This window comes from Leisingera daeponensis DSM 23529 (genome assembly GCF_000473145.1).
In the GTDB taxonomy this organism is placed as follows: Bacteria; Pseudomonadota; Alphaproteobacteria; order Rhodobacterales; family Rhodobacteraceae; genus Leisingera; species Leisingera daeponensis.
This window is the reverse complement of record NZ_KI421500.1, coordinates 610,882-627,595: the sequence shown is the minus strand read 5'-3', so window position 1 is coordinate 627,595 and position 16,714 is coordinate 610,882. Positions and strand designations below refer to the sequence as shown.

The 16,714-nt window shown below is 63.7% G+C and carries 12 protein-coding genes; 5 read left to right on the top strand and 7 right to left on the bottom strand.

Going from position 1 to position 16,714, the window contains the following annotated elements:
• Nucleotides 1–243: 243 nt before the first annotated feature.
• Both DAEP_RS0103440 and ilvN read left to right on the top strand, forming a co-directional pair.
• Nucleotides 244–1,995 carry an acetolactate synthase 3 large subunit gene (locus tag DAEP_RS0103440; RefSeq protein ID WP_027243687.1) on the top strand — a complete coding sequence of 584 codons (1,752 nt, stop codon included), beginning with the start codon at nt 244–246 and terminating at the stop codon, nt 1,993–1,995.
• An 85-nt stretch (nt 1,996–2,080) separates the two neighbouring features.
• A complete protein-coding gene (gene ilvN / locus DAEP_RS0103435; RefSeq protein ID WP_008556411.1) occupies nt 2,081–2,641 on the top strand; it encodes an acetolactate synthase small subunit in 561 nt (186 codons plus the stop codon).
• A gap of 31 nt (nt 2,642–2,672) precedes the next feature.
• On the opposite strand, the gene DAEP_RS0103430 is transcribed toward ilvN, so the two are convergent.
• Nucleotides 2,673–3,026, bottom strand: coding sequence for a hypothetical protein (locus DAEP_RS0103430; protein WP_027243686.1), 354 nt, complete (start codon nt 3,024–3,026; stop codon nt 2,673–2,675).
• A 275-nt stretch (nt 3,027–3,301) separates the two neighbouring features.
• On the opposite strand from DAEP_RS0103430, the gene DAEP_RS0103425 reads away from it, so the two are divergent.
• Nucleotides 3,302–4,060: a helix-turn-helix domain-containing protein gene (locus tag DAEP_RS0103425; RefSeq protein ID WP_008556198.1), complete on the top strand. Its 759-nt coding sequence runs from the start codon at nt 3,302–3,304 to the stop codon at nt 4,058–4,060.
• A gap of 2 nt (nt 4,061–4,062) precedes the next feature.
• Here the strand turns inward: DAEP_RS0103425 and DAEP_RS0103420 are convergent, their stop codons facing one another.
• The 3 genes from DAEP_RS0103420 to prfB all read right to left on the bottom strand — a co-directional run bounded on the left by DAEP_RS0103420 (nt 4,063) and on the right by prfB (nt 7,752).
• Nucleotides 4,063–4,833, bottom strand: coding sequence for a DUF2189 domain-containing protein (locus tag DAEP_RS0103420; protein WP_027243685.1), 771 nt, complete (start codon nt 4,831–4,833; stop codon nt 4,063–4,065).
• 188 nt (nt 4,834–5,021) lie between these two features.
• Nucleotides 5,022–6,425: a calcium-binding protein gene (locus DAEP_RS23265; protein WP_027243684.1), complete on the bottom strand. Its 1,404-nt coding sequence runs from the start codon at nt 6,423–6,425 to the stop codon at nt 5,022–5,024.
• A 199-nt stretch (nt 6,426–6,624) separates the two neighbouring features.
• Nucleotides 6,625–7,752, bottom strand: a complete 1,128-nt coding sequence (gene prfB / locus DAEP_RS0103410) for a peptide chain release factor 2 (protein ID WP_027243683.1) — start codon at nt 7,750–7,752, stop codon at nt 6,625–6,627.
• A 234-nt stretch (nt 7,753–7,986) separates the two neighbouring features.
• On the opposite strand from prfB, the gene DAEP_RS0103405 reads away from it, so the two are divergent.
• The gene (locus DAEP_RS0103405) at nt 7,987–9,966 is read left to right on the top strand and encodes a Hint domain-containing protein (RefSeq protein WP_027243682.1); all 1,980 of its coding nucleotides are present in this window, start codon (nt 7,987–7,989) and stop codon (nt 9,964–9,966) included.
• On the opposite strand, the gene DAEP_RS0103400 is transcribed toward DAEP_RS0103405, so the two are convergent.
• Nucleotides 9,963–12,464, bottom strand: coding sequence for a penicillin-binding protein 1A (locus DAEP_RS0103400; RefSeq protein WP_027243681.1), 2,502 nt, complete (start codon nt 12,462–12,464; stop codon nt 9,963–9,965). The two genes, DAEP_RS0103405 and DAEP_RS0103400, sit on opposite strands and share 4 nt — an antisense overlap.
• Nucleotides 12,465–12,789: 325 nt before the next feature.
• Here DAEP_RS0103400 and DAEP_RS0103395 point away from each other — a divergent pair, with 325 nt between their 5' ends.
• Nucleotides 12,790–14,193 carry a nucleotidyl cyclase domain-containing protein gene (locus DAEP_RS0103395; protein ID WP_027243680.1) on the top strand — a complete coding sequence of 468 codons (1,404 nt, stop codon included), beginning with the start codon at nt 12,790–12,792 and terminating at the stop codon, nt 14,191–14,193.
• 55 nt (nt 14,194–14,248) lie between these two features.
• On the opposite strand, the gene DAEP_RS0103390 is transcribed toward DAEP_RS0103395, so the two are convergent.
• Together DAEP_RS0103390 and DAEP_RS0103385 are read right to left on the bottom strand one after the other, a co-directional pair.
• Complete coding sequence (locus DAEP_RS0103390; protein ID WP_027243679.1) at nt 14,249–15,466, bottom strand: N-acetylmuramoyl-L-alanine amidase; 1,218 nt, start codon at nt 15,464–15,466, stop codon at nt 14,249–14,251.
• Nucleotides 15,467–15,559: 93 nt separating this feature from the next.
• On the bottom strand, nt 15,560–16,705 hold the full coding sequence (locus DAEP_RS0103385; protein ID WP_027243678.1) for a pyridoxal phosphate-dependent aminotransferase: 1,146 nt from the start codon (nt 16,703–16,705) through the stop codon (nt 15,560–15,562).
• Nucleotides 16,706–16,714 lie beyond the last annotated feature (9 nt).

The window sequence follows — 16,714 nt, the reverse complement described above, 5'->3', positions numbered from 1 at the left end:
AGAAAATGTCTCCGGGAGCGCTATTTTTGACACGTTTGCCGGTTGACGCCCCTGTCCGGCGCCCATAATGTCCGCTGCAACGCAATGAGGAGCCTGTGGACGTGACCACCCTAGTCGTAATCGTAGGAACCATGCGCATGGGCCGGTGACGGTTGACCATAATCGAACCCATGCGCCTCCGACTTGAAATCGGGGGCTTTTTTTATGCGTAATGACGATGCCGCCAATTGGAGCAAAAAGCAGATGACACGTGAGATGACCGGCGCGAAAATGGTTGTTCAGGCCCTGAAGGATCAGGGGGTGGACGTGGTCTTCGGATACCCTGGCGGCGCCGTGCTGCCGATCTATGACGAGATCTTTCTGCAAAATGACATCCGCCACGTTCTGGTCCGTCACGAACAGGGCGCGGTCCACGCGGCAGAAGGCTATGCCCGCTCCACCGGCAAACCCGGCGTGGTTCTGGTGACTTCCGGCCCCGGTGCCACCAATGCGGTGACCGGACTGACTGACGCGCTTTTGGACTCGATCCCGATTGTCGTGCTGACCGGCCAGGTGCCGACCTTCATGATCGGCTCCGACGCCTTCCAGGAGGCTGACACCGTCGGCATCACCCGCCCCTGCACCAAGCACAACTGGCTGGTCAAGGACACCGACGCGCTGGCCCGCACCCTGCATGAGGCCTTCCACGTCGCCAAGTCCGGCCGCCCCGGCCCGGTTCTGGTCGACATTCCCAAGGACGTTCAATTCGCCAATGGCAAATATCACGGCCCGAAACCCTCGGCCTCGCATTACCAGCCGCAAGTGAAGGGCGACATGGCGGAGATCACCGAGCTGGTCGAGGCCATCGAAAAGGCCAAGCGCCCGGTGTTCTATACCGGCGGCGGAGTCATCAACTCCGGCACCGCCGCCAGCCAGCTGCTGCGCGAGCTGGTGGACGGCACTGGCATTCCGATCACCTCGACCCTGATGGGCCTGGGCGCCTACCCTGCGTCAGGCAAGAACTGGCTGGGCATGCTGGGTATGCACGGGCTGTATGAGGCCAACATGGCGATGCACGGCTGCGACCTGATGATCAACATCGGCGCCCGGTTCGATGACCGGATCACCGGCCGCATCGACGCCTTCAGCCCCAAGTCGAAGAAGGCGCATATCGACATCGACCCCTCCTCGATCAACAAGGTGATCCGGGTCGATATCCCGATCGTCGGCGACGTCGCTCATGTGCTGGAGGACATCCTGAAGGTCTGGAAATCGCGCGGCCGCAAGGTGAACCGCGAGGCGCTGGCCAAATGGCACAAGCAGATCGACGAATGGCGCGCGGTGAACTGCCTGTCGTTCAAGAACTCGGAAAAGACCATCAAGCCGCAATACGCGCTGCAGCGCCTGGAGGCGCTGACCAAGGGCCGCGACCGCTATGTCACCACCGAGGTCGGCCAGCACCAGATGTGGGCGGCCCAGTATCTGGGCTTTGAGGATCCGAACCGCTGGATGACATCCGGCGGCCTTGGCACCATGGGCTATGGCTTCCCGGCCTCGATCGGTGCGCAGATGGCGCATCCCGACGCGCTGGTGATCAACGTCGCGGGCGAGGCTTCGTGGCTGATGAACATGCAGGAAATGGGCACCGCGGTGCAGTTCCGCCTGCCGGTGAAGCAGTTCATCCTCAACAACGAACGGCTGGGCATGGTGCGCCAGTGGCAGGAACTGCTGCACGGCGAACGCTACAGCCACAGCTGGTCCGAGGCGCTGCCCGATTTCGTGAAGCTCGCGGAGGCCTTCGGCTGCAAGGGCATCTGCATCAGCGATCCCGCCGATCTGGATGATGCGATCATGGAAATGATCGACTACGACGGACCGGTGATCTTCGACTGCCTGGTCGAGAAGCACGAGAACTGCTTCCCGATGATCCCCTCGGGCAAGGCGCATAACGAGATGCTGCTGGGCGAAGCAGAGACCCAGGGCGTCATCCAGGCCGGCGGCGCGGTGCTGGTGTAACCGCGGCAGCGCCGCAAATTTCTTCGAAGAAATTCGCCAGGAAATTCGAACTTCCTGGCAGCGACATACGAGAGGACGACCACGAATGTCTGCCCTGCATATCAAAAAAGGCTCCACCCGCCATTCCGCCTACAATCTGCGCCCGACATTTTCGGACGTGCAGGAACGCCACACCATTGCAGTTCTGGTGGAAAACGAACCCGGGGTTCTGGCCCGTGTCATCGGCCTGTTCTCGGGCCGCGGCTACAACATCGAAAGCCTGACCGTGGCCGAAGTGGACCACACCGGCCATCTGTCGCGGATCACCATCGTCACCACCGGCACCCCGCAGGTGATTGAGCAGATCAAGGCGCAGCTTGGCCGCATCGTTTCAGTCCGCGATGTGCACGACCTGACGGTCGAAGGCGTCGCGGTGGAGCGGGAACTGGCGATCCTGAAGGTGGCGGGCGAAGGCGACAAGCGGGTCGAGGCGCTGCGGCTGGCGGATATCTTCCGCGCCAATGTTGTCGACAGCACGCTGAACAGTTTCGTTTTTGAAATCACCGGCGCGCCGGACAAAATCGACGCCTTTGCCGAACTGATGCGGCCGCTTGGCCTGGCTGAGATTGCCCGCACCGGTGTCGCCGCGCTGCTGCGCGGAAACTAATATTGCTGCCGGCCTGGAAACAGGCCGGCGCTCAGGTCCGGCTGGCCTGAAGCGGTGCGGAAACGCTCCGCTTTTTTGCGGATTGCACCGGAAAGGGAACCACGGCGCCCCGCGTCTGGTCTTCTGCGCCGCAATCCCGCCCGCAGGCCTCTGCTGACAGCCTGTCCGCCAAATCGGGGCTGCCCTGTTCGATCAGGACCGAAAGATTTCCGGCAATCCTGACATTTCCGCTGATGGCCAGCTCAAATTCGACCCAGTCGCCTGGATTGAATTCCTGAAACTCCGCCCCAGCGTCTTTTGTATAAAAAGCGAGATCCCCCTGATCTTCACACCAGATTACGGCTTTAGTCAGGGTTTCATCCCGCCACAAAACGACTCCAATCATACCAGCCCTCGCATTGCCGCCCACCGATTTTGAAACAATTGGGGTGACGCCAACATGGTAAAATACGCACTAGGCTATTGCATTTTGTGTCGGCTTGACATGCCTCCTGACGTGGAATAGCACCAGTGTTGACGCAGAACGGCAGCGGCCGCTCGCAGCTCACCGCAAGAGTCTTGCACAATCAGTCTGGAAGCGCCGCAATTGCATCGCGAAAATTCGAACCATCAGGGCCCAAGATGACCAGTCAGAACCGCTCCCCAGCTGATTTAAGGAACATGTTCGGCGCCAATCTGCGTCAATTGTCGCGGCAATATCCGTCGGTTTCCGAACTGTCCCGCCAGCTTGGGATCAACCGCACCCAATTCAACCGATACCTGTCCGGCGAAAGCTTTCCGCGCCCGGATGTGCTGGACCGTATCTGCCGCTTTTTCGATGTTGATGCGCGTATTCTCCTGGACCCGGTGGAAAAACTGTCCAAAGCCGGTCAGGTGATAAACGGCGCATTTCTGGCGGATTTCCTGGGCCGGGGCGTGCAGCAGCTGAGCCAGGAGTTTTTCCCGTCCGGGTTTTACCGTTTTACCCGCCGCAGCTTCATCAATGACGATAAATTCGTGATCGGCCTGACCTATGTCTTCCGGGACGCGGGCGTGACCTACATCAAGGGCTTTGAAGCCAAGGAGGCGATGTACAGCCAGGGGCTTCCGGCCACCCCGGCGGTGCGCGAATTCCGCGGCTATGTCAGCGGCCACGAGGACGGCGTTGCCTTTGTCATCGCGCGGCGCAGGGCGATGACCTATTCCTTCAACTACCTGGCCCGCGAAGCCTCTCTGGAGAACAATTTCTGGTCCGGCTACGTGGCCCGCACCGTGCGCGAGACCCAGACCGGCGAGCGGGTGACCCGGATGGTTTATGAACACCTGGGCCGTGATACCGGACAGGTGCTGGCCGCCGCGCGCAGTGCAGGCTTTGCCGATGCAGCGGACCTGCTGCCCTTCCACCGCCGCCTGCTGCACGCCGGCCAGCCCTTCCGCTGACGCTATTGCGCGGCGGCCTGGCGGTAAATGTGCCAGGTGGCGTGGCCCAGCAGCGGCAGCACCAGGAACAATCCCAGGAACCACGGCAGCAGCGCGGCGAACGTGGCGGCGGCAATCAGCCCGGCCCAGACCATCATCACCAGAAAGTTCTGCTGCACATACTGGAAGCTGGTGATCATCGCGGTGACGAAATCCACCTCCCGGTCCAGCAGCAGCGGCAGCGATATCACCGTGATCATATAGAGCAGCAGCGCAAACAGCGCGCCAACCACGGTGCCCACCGCCAGCATGGTCAGCCCGTTGGCGGTCAGGAACACCTCGGCAGAGCTGGAGACATTGGTCATCGTCGCATGCCCCATAAACAGGGCAAAAATCATGTGGCCGAGGAAAAACCAGAACAGAAACACCACAATGATGATGGCGCAGATCGAGGGCAGCTGGCGGCGGCTTTGCTGCAGCACCACCCCAAGGATGCCGCCAAAGGCAATCGGCTGCCCCTGTTCCAGCCGGTGCGACACCTCGTAAAGCCCCACTGCCGCAAACGGGCCGATCAGCGGAAAGCCGATGGCGGCCAGAACCAGCCAGTAGGTGGTGCCGGTTTGTACGGTGACCCAGGCCATGGCCCAGCCAGCCAGAACGTAAAACCCCGCAAAGAACAGCCCGTACAGTGGCTTGGCCCGGAAGTCGGCCCAGCCGCGGCGCAGCGCCTCGAACAGCATGGGCATGGCAGCAGGCCGCAGCTGCGGCACCCCAAAGGGCTTTTCTGTGGTCATCGCGGTATGTCCTCTCAAATGCCTGTTTGCGCCAGCCTAGCCGCGAACCCGGCATCAAAAAATACCTTTCAAATACATATTTCAAATACTTGCGCGGGCACCGCCGCCCGGCGGCCCGCAGCGCCTGCCCCAAGAAAATGACGGGCTGTCACGCCCGTCCCTGCTGGTTTGCGCCAAGCGGCCTGGGGTTACACGAAGACAAAGTCGTCCGCGGTCAGAGCAAGCCCGGCATCGCCGTCCAGGCGGACGGTTCCGCCGTCATAGGTGATCAGGCGGCTGCCGGCGTCGTCAGTGATGCCGAGGCTGGCGAAACCGCCGCTGTGGCCGCAAATCTGCAGGATGTCGGCTCCCTCTTCGAAGTCCCGGACCAGATCGTCGCCGCGCGTAAAGACAAAGGTGTCATCCCCCTTGCCGCCGGTCAGCGTGTCATCACCGCCGCCGCCCTTGAGCGTGTCCTTGCCGCCGCCGCCGGCCAGCCTGTCGTTGCCGCCGCCGCCAATCAGCGTGTCCGAACCGGCCAGCCCAGCCAGGCGGTCGCTGCCGCCCTTCCCCGCAAGCAGGTTCGCGCCGCCGTCCCCCGTCAGCCGGTCGCCCTTGGCGCTGCCGGTCACGTTCTCGATTGAGGTGGCTTGCACAAACCCGGTGCCCTCTGCGTCCAGCCTGCCGCCCGGCGCGCCGGGGTTCTGCCACGCCCCGTTCAGGTTGAGCGAGAACACCACCCCGCTTGAAAACGCCGAGAAATCCACCGTGTCTCTGCCGCCGCCGCCGCTGATCTGCACCCCGGTGCCAGGATCGGTTTCCGAAAGCCTCACGGTATCCCGCCCGCTGCCCAGCCGGACCGAAGCGGCACCGCCGGCCCCGACCTCTGCGGTGTCGTTGCCATTGCCGGTGGAGATCAGCTCGACAAACGCACTCCCGGTGCGGACAGTATCGCTGCCGTCGCCTGTGCGGACAACACCAGCGCCGCTATCGCCAACCACCACAACGTCATCTCCGCCGGACGTGCTGACAAATTCCGCAAACCCCTTGCGGACCACAACCTTGTCATCGCCGGCGCTGGTGCGCACGGTGCCCGCGCCGCCGCTGCCGATGGTGATCACATCCCCCTTGGCCCTGTCCCCGTCGCTGGCGCCAAGGCCGGTTTCAATGTTGAACACAAACGCGCTGCCGGTGGTGACAAAGTTTTCTTCGGCAAACAGATGGATGGAAAACGTGCTGTCCTGCTGGTTTTCTCCCAGCGTGACCTCATGCTTTTTCCCGTCCCAGCCGTTGATCTGCCGCGCGCGGGTGCTGTCCAGAACCACGCTGGAGTTGTAGCCCAGCTCCAGATAGTCGATCCGGCGGCCGGTTCCGCCGTCCAGATCGGTGATCCTGGTCAGGTTGTTTTCCGCAGCGCCGCCGAACCGGACGATCTTGGCCGTCCAGTCCTGCCCGGTGAGGCCGACATCTGCCACCAGCCTGTTGTCCGCGTTGCTTTCGAAGACACCGTAGGTGTTTAGAAAGCGGTCGGACCATGCAACGCTGTTCTGGCCATCAAGTCGGGGAATGGGTGTTTCACCGTCAAACAGAATATTCAGATTGACCCGTGCCATGACACCCCTCCCCAGCCGCGAAAACCAGCCTTGGCAAGTTCCAGCAAAGGGCGTTCGGGCGCTATCGGCAAGGTGGCTATTTCGATAGCTTGCCCGCAGCGGCGCCAAAGAAATAAGCTCCGGCTGGTGCGGCCGGAGCTTGCAATTCACTCAGCAGAGGCAGTGTGCCGCTGCCGCCAGACAAAACCGGCGGCGGGGATCAATCCTCGCCCTGTGCCTCTGAGCGGCTCTTGCCGGAGACATTCATGGCCAGCGTCGCCGCCATGAACCCGTCCAGATCGCCGTCCAGCACGCCCTTGGTGTCAGACGTCTCATACTGGGTGCGCAGGTCCTTCACCATCTGGTAGGGCTGCAGCACGTAGGAGCGGATCTGGTTGCCCCAGCCGGCATCGCCCTTGGCCTCGTGGGCGGCGTTGATCTCGGCGTGGCGGCGGTCCAGCTCCTGCTGATACAGGCGCGATTTCAGCGCCTTCATGGCGATGTCGCGGTTCTGGTGCTGCGATTTCTCGGATGAGGTCACAACAATGCCGGTCGGAATGTGGGTGATCCGCACCGCCGAGTCGGTGGTGTTCACGTGCTGGCCGCCCGCGCCGGAGGAGCGGTAGGTGTCGACGCGGATGTCGGACGGGTTCACCTCGATCTCGATGTTGTCGTCAACCACCGGGTAGACCCAGACAGAGCTGAAGGAGGTGTGCCGCTTGGCCGCCGAGTCATAGGGCGATATCCGCACCAGCCGGTGCACACCGCTTTCGGATTTCAGCCAGCCATAGGCGTTGTGGCCGGAAATCTTGTAGGCGGCGGATTTGATGCCCGCTTCGTCGCCTGCGCTCTCGGACTGCAGCTCGACCTTGTAGCCCTTCTTCTCCGCCCAGCGGACATACATCCGCGCCAGCATCGAAGCCCAGTCGCAGCTTTCGGTGCCGCCGGCGCCCGCGTTGATTTCCAGGAAGGTATCGTTGGCATCGGCCTCGCCATCGAGGAGTGCTTCCAGTTCCTTCTCGGCAGCCTTTTCCTTCAGCGCCTTCAGCGACTCCTCGGCGTCCTTGACGACCTCGGCGTCCTCTTCCATCTCGCCCAGCTCGATGAGCTCGATATTGTCAGACAGATCCTGCTTGATGCCCTTGTAAGTATTGATGGAATCCACCAGCGCCTGGCGCTCGCGCATCAGTTTCTGCGCCGCCTCCGGGTCGTCCCACAGGTTCGGATCCTCAACCCGGGCATTGAATTCCTCCAGGCGGTATTCGGCGGTTTCCCAATTCATCCGCTGGGCCAGCAGCTCCAGCGACTTCTCGATCTCCGCCACGATGTTCTGGGTTTCCGCGCGCATGGGGTGTCCTTGCAATATCCGGGCAATCTCAGGTCAGGCCTGCGTGATAAACCACCCTTGCGCCGCTCGCAAGCCGCCACGCCGCGCGCCGCTGCCGAAGGTGCTGCAGAAAAACATCCTAAAATGCTGCGCAGATTCCGGGTTGCAAAAACGCGGCTTTAACGCCGTGCGGTTAAGTCTTGTTCCCGTATTGTTTACCGGCGGGCGACCGCCACTGTACCGGGGACCTGGATCATGCCTAGCGGTTATCTTGTCCAGCTTGGAGACGGATCGCTCGACCACGGCGACACGATTACCGCAACTTACGCCGCCTTCACCACGGATCAGAACCTGGGCGCCGGCAACTGGAGCTGGACCGGCTCGCATGGCGGCACGCCCTACACTGACGAGATTGAACCGGGCGTCTATTACCTGGGCACAGACGGAAATGTCTATTTTGTGCCGGACTACGGCCCGCCCGACAGCTTCGGTTCGGCCAGCGCAGACACCCCGCCCGCCTACACCGACATGGATGGCCCGGTCGAGGGCACCAGCGGCGCCGACACGATCGGCAGCAGCTACACCGACAGCGATGGCGACCAGATCGACAACGGCAGCGGCGGCGGCGTCTCGGGCAATCAGGACACGGTGGAGGCCGGCGCGGGCGACGACACCGTGAACGCCGGCGCGGACAACGACCTGGTGCTGGGCGGCGCGGGCGGCGACAGCCTTGAGGGCGGCAGCGGCGGCGACACGATCTATGGCGACAGCAGCACCGAGGCGGGGCTGGGCTACTCGCAGCAGAACATCGACGATTCAAACGTCACCGATACCAGCAGCGGATTCACCGTCACCGCCAAGGACCTGGCCGGCAACGCAAGTGCCGCCAACATTGACTATTACGACGGCGCCTTTGGTGTGGCCGGGGCGATTTCGGATTCAGACAGCAGTGTTGACGCCCAGATCGGGTATGACAAGGCTTCAGGCATTTCCGAGGAACTGATCGTAGATTTCGACCAGAACACCACCGAGGCCAGTTTTTCCTACAAGCATCTGTATACTGACGGGTTCGGCGAGGAAGGCCATTGGGCGATCTACAAGGACGGGGTTCTGGTAGCCGAGGGCGACTTTACCGAGAATACCCCCGGCACCGGCGCCGGCACGGTCAACATCAGCAGCTATGGCGAGTTCGACCGGCTGGTGCTCTCTGCCAACCTGCAGACCGACGGCACCGACGGCTCGGATTACACGGTCTCGAACATCACCTTTACGGTGCCGCCGGAAACGCCCGCGGACGGCAACGACAGCATTTCCGGCGGCGCCGGGGACGATGTGATCTATGGCCAGGGCGGCGATGACACACTGGCGGGCGGCAGCGGCGCCGACACGCTGGAGGGCGGTGCCGGAAACGACAGCCTCTTCGTGGGCGAAGGCGATTCCGCTACCGGCGGCAGCGGCGACGACTATTTCACCATCGTCGACACCGGCGACAGCGGCAGCAACAATATCACCATCACGGGCGGCGGCGACGGGCAGACAACCGGCGACACGCTGGATTTCAACGGGCAGCTCGACAAGGGCACGCTGAACATCACGGACAACACCGGCGGCAGCCTGACCGGCACGGCGACGCTTCTGGATGGCAGCGTGGTCAGCTTTTCCGGCATTGAACAGATCATCTGCTTCACCGCGGGCACCCGTATTGCCACCCCCGCGGGCCTTCGCGCCATCGAAACCCTGCAGCCCGGCGATGAGGTGATCACGCGGGACAACGGAATGCAGCCGGTGCGCTGGATCAGCCAGTCGGCAGTGCCTGCCACAGGAAATCTGGCCCCGGTGCGCATTCCGGCGGGCCTGTTCGGGGCGGAACGCGACCTGCTGGTTTCCCCGCAGCACCGGATGCTTTACTCAGGGCAAGCCGCCACCCTGCTCTGCGGCGCGCAGGAGGTGCTGGTGTCCGCCCTGCATCTGGTCAACGGCAGCAGCATCCGCCAGCAGCCCGGCGGCATCGCGATCTATGTGCATCTGCTGTTTGACCGGCATGAAATCATCTATGCCGAAGGCGCACCGTCCGAAAGCTTCCACCCCGGCGGCCAGGCAATATCGGCCCTGGACGACCCAGTGCGGGAGGAGCTGTTCCGGATCATGCCGGATTTGCGCTGGTGCGCCGGCACCTATGGCGCCACGGCGCGCCAGTGCCTGACGCGCCATGAGGCTGTGCTGCTGGGAGCCTAGTACAGCCCGCCGGAGCTGACCGTGCCGAAGGTCGCCTTGGGCCCCAGTACCGCAGTGCCGCCGCTGGAGGTCGTGACCTTGCGGCCGGACTGCTGAACCTCCTCGACCAGCGGCAGGTTCGACCCCATCGCAAAGCCGCCGTCATAGGTCAGGCCGAAGATCGGCTCGGCGCCGTCGCGGAAATATTCCGCCACCACATACGGGCCGGAGGCATCATCCGGCAGCCGCGCGCCGGTATAGCGGTCGATCTTGATGAAATGGCCGCCTTCCGGCACCTCAAACGGGCCGCCGCCGAATTTCTCCACCGCCTTGGTCATGAACTTTTGGAACACCGGGCCGCACATGGTGCCGCCATAGGCGCCGCGGCCCATCGGGCGGGGCTGATCAAAGCCCATGTAGCAGCCCGCCACGATGTTCGAGGTGAAGCCGACGAACCACACATCGCGCGAATCGTTAGTGGTGCCGGTCTTGCCCGCGGTGGGCACCGGCAGGTTGATCACGCTGGAGGCGGTGCCGCGGTCGACCACACCCTTCATCATTGAGGTCAGCTGATAGGCGGTGACAGGATCCATCACCCGCTCGCGGTCAGTGACGATGCGCGGCGCCTGCCCGGGGGCCAGCGACGGGTCCGCGCAATCCACGCAATCCCGGTCGTCATGGCGGTAGATGGTGCGCCCGAAGCGGTCCTGCACACGGTCCACCAGCGTCGGCTGCACCCGCTCGCCGCCATTGGCGAACATCGCATAGGCCGCGACCATCTTGTAAAGCGTGGTCTCCTCTGCCCCCAGCGAGTTGGCCAGGAACGCGCCCATGTTGTCATAGACGCCGAAACGTTCGGCATAGCCCGCAACCACCGGCATCCCGACCTCTTGCGCCAGGCGGATGGTCATCAGGTTCCGGCTCATTTCAATGCCGGTCCGCAGCGGCGTGGGCCCGTAGAACTTGTTGGATGAGTTCTTGGGCCGCCACAGGCCCTGCGGCGTGTTGATCTCGATCGGGGCGTCGACCACGATCGTCGCCGGGCTGTAACCGCTGTCCAGCGCTGCTGCGTAGACAAAGGGTTTGAAGCTGGAACCCGGCTGGCGCAGCGCCTGGGTGGCGCGGTTGAACACCGAATGCTGGTAGGAGAATCCGCCCTGCATCGCCAGAACCCGGCCCGAGTTCACATCCATAGCGACAAAGCCGCCCTGCACTTCGGGCACCTGCCGCAGCGACCAATGGCTGAACTCGCCGTCCTTCTTCTCGGCCCGCACCAGCACTATGTCACCGCGGGTGAAGTTTTCGGCAAAGCTGCCCTTCATCCACTTGATGTCGGCGCGCGGCACCGAGCCGGTGCCCTTGCTGTGCTCGACCCCCACGGTCAGCGACTCGCTGCCGACCTCCAGCACCACCGCCGGATACCATCTGCCGCCCAGCACGATATCGCGCGGAACATCGGCCTCTGCCAGCGCAGCGCGCCAGGTGGTCTCATCCGCCAGCTGGGCTTCCTCCAGCTTCACACCAGTGCCGCGCCATTTCCCGCGGGAGCGGTCGTATTCTTCCAGCCCGCCGCGCAGCGCCAGCGCCGCTTCGGCCTGCATCTCATGGTCAAGGGTGGCGCGCACGGTAAAGCCGCCGGTGAAGAATTCGCCCTCGCCGAAATTCTGGGTCAGCTGGCGGCGGATTTCGTCGGTGAAATAATCCCGCGGCGGCAGTGCGGTGCGGAACGCCTCGAAATCGCCGTTCTGCACCGAGCGCAGCGGCTGCGCGACCTCCACTTCATAGACATCGGCGGAGATATATCCGTTCTCGCGCATTTCCCGCAGCACGTAATCGCGCCGCGCCAGCAGCCGGTCCTTCTGGCGCACCGGATGGTAATCCGACGGCGCCTTGGGCATCGCGGCAAGGGTGGCGGCCTCATGCGGGGCCAGGTCGCTCAGCGTTTTGTTGAAATAGGTCTGCGCGGCGGCGGTCACGCCATAGGAGTTCTGGCCCAGAAAGATTTCGTTCAGGTACAGCTCCAGGATCCGTTCCTTGTCGAGCGTTTCCTCCAGCCGGGTGGCGAGGATGATTTCCTTGATCTTGCGCTCGGCCCGGCGGTCGCCGGACAGCAGGAAGTTCTTCATCACCTGCTGGGTGATGGTCGAGGCGCCGCGCACATTCTCCCCGCGCGACTGCACTGCCTCAATCGCTGCAGCGGCGATACCGCGGGCATCATAACCGGAATGGCTGTAGAAATTCTTGTCCTCGGCCGAGATGAAGGCCTGTTTCACCAGGTCCGGGATCTCATGCGACGGCGTGAACAGGCGGCGTTCCTTGGCGAACTCGTCGATCAGATAGCCTTCGCCCGAATAAATCCGGCTGATGGTCGGCGGCTGGTACTGGGCCAGCGACTCATGGCTCGGCAGATCGCGCCCGTAGATCCAGAACACCGCCCCGATGGTCAGCGCCACCATCGCCACGCCAAGGGTGATGGTGCTGAAAATGGAGCCGAAGAAGGAGAGTATGAACCTGAGCACGGGGTTTGGCCTTTCTCGCGAGGTGCCGCCTATATATGCGCGGCGGTGTCCGGGGTCAAAGCATGCGGCGGCGAAAGTGTGCTGTCTTGAAATCTGCCGTCCCAAGAATTGGTTTTGCGCCGTCTGTGATGTATCCTGACCCGGTAATACTAGCAGCGGCTGCCCCTTTTCCCAATGCTTGCCGCGGTTCGGCGCAAGCGGCGGGCAGGCTGAACGCACGCGCACCCAACCGCCGCTTTGGCCTGCCTCCCCGCCCCCGCCCGCCGGCCGCGGCGCGTGCCCTTTTCAGGTTCACCCGGCAGCCCATAAGGTGGAGGAGACAGCTATGGCCAAACTCGGTGCTCCGGTCGGCGGCGGCAAGACCGCGGTGAACGATCCCAAGGACGTTGTTCTGGTCCAGAAAATGCTCAACGAACACGCGGCGACCGTCGGCTACAAGCGGGTGCCCACCAACGGCAAGGTCGGCCAGCCGACGATCCTCGCCATCGGCCAGTTCCAGCAGCAGGTGGTGAAAACCAAGGTGACAAGTCTGGTCGAACCCGGCTCCAAGACTTTCAAGATGCTGGACAGCTCCCCGGTGAAGGTCGCCGAACAGTTTGCCAAGGCCCAGGGCGGCAGGCCGCTGCCGGCCAAGGGCAAGGTCTATGAGGTGAAATGGCGGGGCAAGACCCACTGGTTCACCGAGGACGACATGGGCGACGCCGTGGACGCCATCCAGAGCCGCCTGCACACGGAAACCCTGGCGTTCATGAGCACGCTGCGGAATTACCAGGACCAGTACCGTGAGATGCAGAAGGGCTTCTGGACCTTCTTCGTGAAGATGGTGACCCCGAATGCCGATATCGACCGCCCGGCGAAATCGCTGAAGAAGGCCGACGCCGCCATCGGCAAGCTGGTGGACATGACCTATGGCAAGAACAAGAAAAGCCTGCTGGCGTCGTTCAAGCAGATGAAGCAGACCAAGATCCTGCTCGACGCGGCAGCGCTGGATCTGAACCTGCTGTCCAAGGAACTGGGCCGAAGCGCCAAGATCTGCGAAGAAATCTCGGTTGATCTGCGCGACGGCGCCGCTGATATCGTGCAGCTGATCCTGGTCACCAACGGGGTAAACCCCGCCACCGCGGGCGCCGTTGTTGCCGCCAGCAAGAACACGGTTCAGGAGATCGCAAACGGCGTCATCCTCAAGGGCCAGTGGGTCAAGGCCGGCGGCGTGGCCGGGTCCTTCAAGCGCATCACCTTTGCGGCTGTGGCGGGCGGCTTTTCGGGCTGGCTGGGCGCCAAGGCGGGGCAGATGATCATGAAAGGCGTCGGCGAGCGGCTGGCCAGCCGGATGGTCAATTCCAGCTGGCTCAGCAAATACCTGTGGAGCACGGCGGCGCGCTGGGGCGGCAAGGAAATCGAGATCATCCTGGGCCGCTTCACCGCCATTCCGCGCAAGATCGGTGCCGAGATCGCGCTGCAGACCGTCCTGCGGATGGCGCATAAATTCTTCACCGGGCGGGCCATCGCCAAGGCGTTGACCAGCTACATGACCGAATTGGAGAAAATTGTCAGCTCCTGCATGGAGAAAAGCAAGGCCGAGGGGCAGCTGATGGACTGCATCGCCGCCAATCTGGAAAAGCAGGGGCTGATGGCCAAGGCCGCCGGCGACATCCTGGCGCCGCACAAGCAGGCGCTTGAGCGCGAGATCGAAAAGGCGCTGGCCAAGGCCGAAGCCAAAGCGGGCTAACGAAGTGCCCCCTGCAGCCCGGCCCCGGGTGCAACGGCGCGAATCCTGCGCCGTGCTACTTCCGCACCAGCGCGCGCCGGGCGTCATCCTGGGCGCGCCAGGTGATCAGCCCGTTCAGGATGCCGCGGGCCGCCTTGGCGCGCCAGTCCGCATCCACCAGGTTTTTCAGGTCGCGCTTGCTGGACAGGAAACCGATCTCCACCAGCACCGAGGGGATATCCGCCGACTTCAGCACCGAAAACCCGGCAGAGCGCAGCGGACGGTTGTTGATCGGCTTGCCTTGCGCGCGCAGCCCGTCAATCAGCGCCGCCGCCAGCGCGTCGCTGCGCGGCTGGGTCTCCTGCCGGGCCAGGTCCAGCATCACGCCGGTCACCCTGTCATCCGCCTGGCTGAGGTCGGTACCGGACAACAGGTCGCCGCGCAAATGCCGCTCCGCCAGTTTGGCCGAGGCCGCATCGGAAGCCTCCCTGGACAGCGTGTAGACGGTGGAGCCATGCGCGCGCCCCTCCGAGATCGTGTCCGCATGAAGCGAAATGAACACATCGGCGCCAGCCTGATGCGCCATTGCGATGCGGCGCTCCAGCGAAACGAAATAGTCATCGTCGCGGGTCATCATCACGGTGAACTGGCCGGACCGCAGCAGCGCCTCGCCCAGTTCGCGGGCGAACTGCAGCATCAGGTGCTTTTCGATGACAACCTCTGTCTCCGCCCCCGGATCAATCCCGCCATGGCCCGGATCCAGCATCACCAGAAGCGGCGCGTTTTCGTCCCGCGCGGCCCTGCCCTGCATCTCCTGCGGTGCGGGCAAATCCCAGCGCGGATCCTGCGGGGCGCCGGCGCTGGCGGCGAACTCCTCTGCCGTGGCGGGCTCCAGCGACACCGTCAGACGCGCAGCGGCGGTCACCTGATCGATGCGCAGCGCCGCCGATGAGACCTTCATCGGCTGCGCCAGCTGAAGCACCAGCCGCGACCAGCCCGGCACGTAGGTGCCGAACTGCGCGGCGGTGATCTGTTCGCCCTGCACCAGCTTGTCCGCCGTCAGCCCGGTCCAGTCGACCTCCTGGAAATCCAGCACCAGCCGCGGCGGGCCGTCCAGGGTAAACAGCCGGTACGGCACCCCCTGGCTGAGGCCCAGCGTCATCTCCGCCCCCTGCCCGGCATCGCGCACCCGGCTGGCCTCTGCGTCAATGCGGGCCAGGCCGCTGAAGCCTTGCGCCCAAGCGGCTGCGGCCAGCAGCCAAATCAATGCGGAAAGTGAAAACAGTCTGCCCATGCGCGCCTCTTGCCCGGCCTTTCTGGCCTGTTGCCGGGCAGACTAGGCAATTCCGGCGGATTAGGAAATCCGCCTTCTGCAGTTATCCCCGGCTCAGTCCCTGGACGCCATGTAGAGCGCCAGACGCGCCAGCCCCTCCTCGATATCCGCAGTGGAGCGGGCATAGGAGAACCGCAGCGTGGTGGCGCCGCGGACGGGGTCGAAGTCCAGACCGGGCGTCACCGCAACGCCAGCCTTCTCAAGGATTTCCGCGGCAAAGCTGCGGCTGTCATCCGTCAGATCCGACACATCCGCATAGACATAGAACGCCCCGTCCGGCGGCGCGATTTTGGTGAAACCGGCCTTGGGCAGCCCCTCCAGCATCAGCTGGCGGTTCCTTGCGTAGACGGCCAGGTTCTCCCGCAGCTCGTCCTCGCAATCGAGCGCGGCCAGCGCCGCCACCTGGCTGGCGTGCGGCGCGCAGATGAACATGTTCTGGGCAATCCGCTCCACCACCCGCACATGGTCCTCCGGCACCACCATCCAGCCCACCCGCCAGCCGGTCATCGAGAAGAACTTGGAGAAGGAGTTGATCACGTAGCATTCATCCGTCAGCTCCAGCGCGGTCACCGCCTTCGCCTCATACTCCAGCCCGTGATAGATCTCGTCGGAGATGAAGCTGGCGCCTTCCGCGTGGGCGGCATCGATCAGCGCGCCCATCGCCGTGTGGTCCAGCATGGTGCCGGTCGGGTTGGCGGGCGAGGCCACCATCAGCCCGGCCAGATCCTGCCCCTTGAGGTCCGCCGCCACCGGCTGCAGCCGGTTTTCAGGTGCGGTCTGGATGTCCACCGGGGTCAGCCCCAGCGCCTTCAGGATCTGCCGGTAAGACGGATAGCCCGGCGCACCGATGCCCACCCGGTCGCCGCTGTCGAACAGCGCCGTGAAGGTGAGCAGAAACGCGCCGGAGGAGCCCGGCGTCACAATCACCCGCTCCGGGTTCAGGTCGACGTTGTACCAGTCGCCGTAGAGCTGCGCGATTCGCTTGCGCAGCTCCGGCAGGCCTAGCGCAACGGTGTACCCCAAGGCGTTGTTTTCCAGCGCATTCCCCAGCGCCCTCAGCGCCCCGGCGGGTGCCCCGGTCGAGGGCTGCCCGACCTCCATATGGATGATGTGGCGGCCGGCCTCTTCGGCCTTGCGGGCGGCCTCCATCACATCCATCACAATAAACGGATCAACACTGGAGCGGCTTGAGTTTCGCATTCTGATCTC

Coding starts and splice junctions, on each gene's coding strand:
- DAEP_RS0103440 (WP_027243687.1), top strand. CDS start 244: ATGACACGTGAGATGACCGGCGCGAAAATGGTTGTTCAGGCCCTGAAG.
- ilvN (WP_008556411.1), top strand. CDS start 2,081: ATGTCTGCCCTGCATATCAAAAAAGGCTCCACCCGCCATTCCGCCTAC.
- DAEP_RS0103430 (WP_027243686.1), bottom strand. CDS start 3,026: ATGATTGGAGTCGTTTTGTGGCGGGATGAAACCCTGACTAAAGCCGTA.
- DAEP_RS0103425 (WP_008556198.1), top strand. CDS start 3,302: ATGTTCGGCGCCAATCTGCGTCAATTGTCGCGGCAATATCCGTCGGTT.
- DAEP_RS0103420 (WP_027243685.1), bottom strand. CDS start 4,833: ATGACCACAGAAAAGCCCTTTGGGGTGCCGCAGCTGCGGCCTGCTGCC.
- DAEP_RS23265 (WP_027243684.1), bottom strand. CDS start 6,425: ATGGCACGGGTCAATCTGAATATTCTGTTTGACGGTGAAACACCCATT.
- prfB (WP_027243683.1), bottom strand. CDS start 7,752: ATGCGCGCGGAAACCCAGAACATCGTGGCGGAGATCGAGAAGTCGCTG.
- DAEP_RS0103405 (WP_027243682.1), top strand. CDS start 7,987: ATGCCTAGCGGTTATCTTGTCCAGCTTGGAGACGGATCGCTCGACCAC.
- DAEP_RS0103395 (WP_027243680.1), top strand. CDS start 12,790: ATGGCCAAACTCGGTGCTCCGGTCGGCGGCGGCAAGACCGCGGTGAAC.
- DAEP_RS0103390 (WP_027243679.1), bottom strand. CDS start 15,466: ATGGGCAGACTGTTTTCACTTTCCGCATTGATTTGGCTGCTGGCCGCA.
- DAEP_RS0103385 (WP_027243678.1), bottom strand. CDS start 16,705: ATGCGAAACTCAAGCCGCTCCAGTGTTGATCCGTTTATTGTGATGGAT.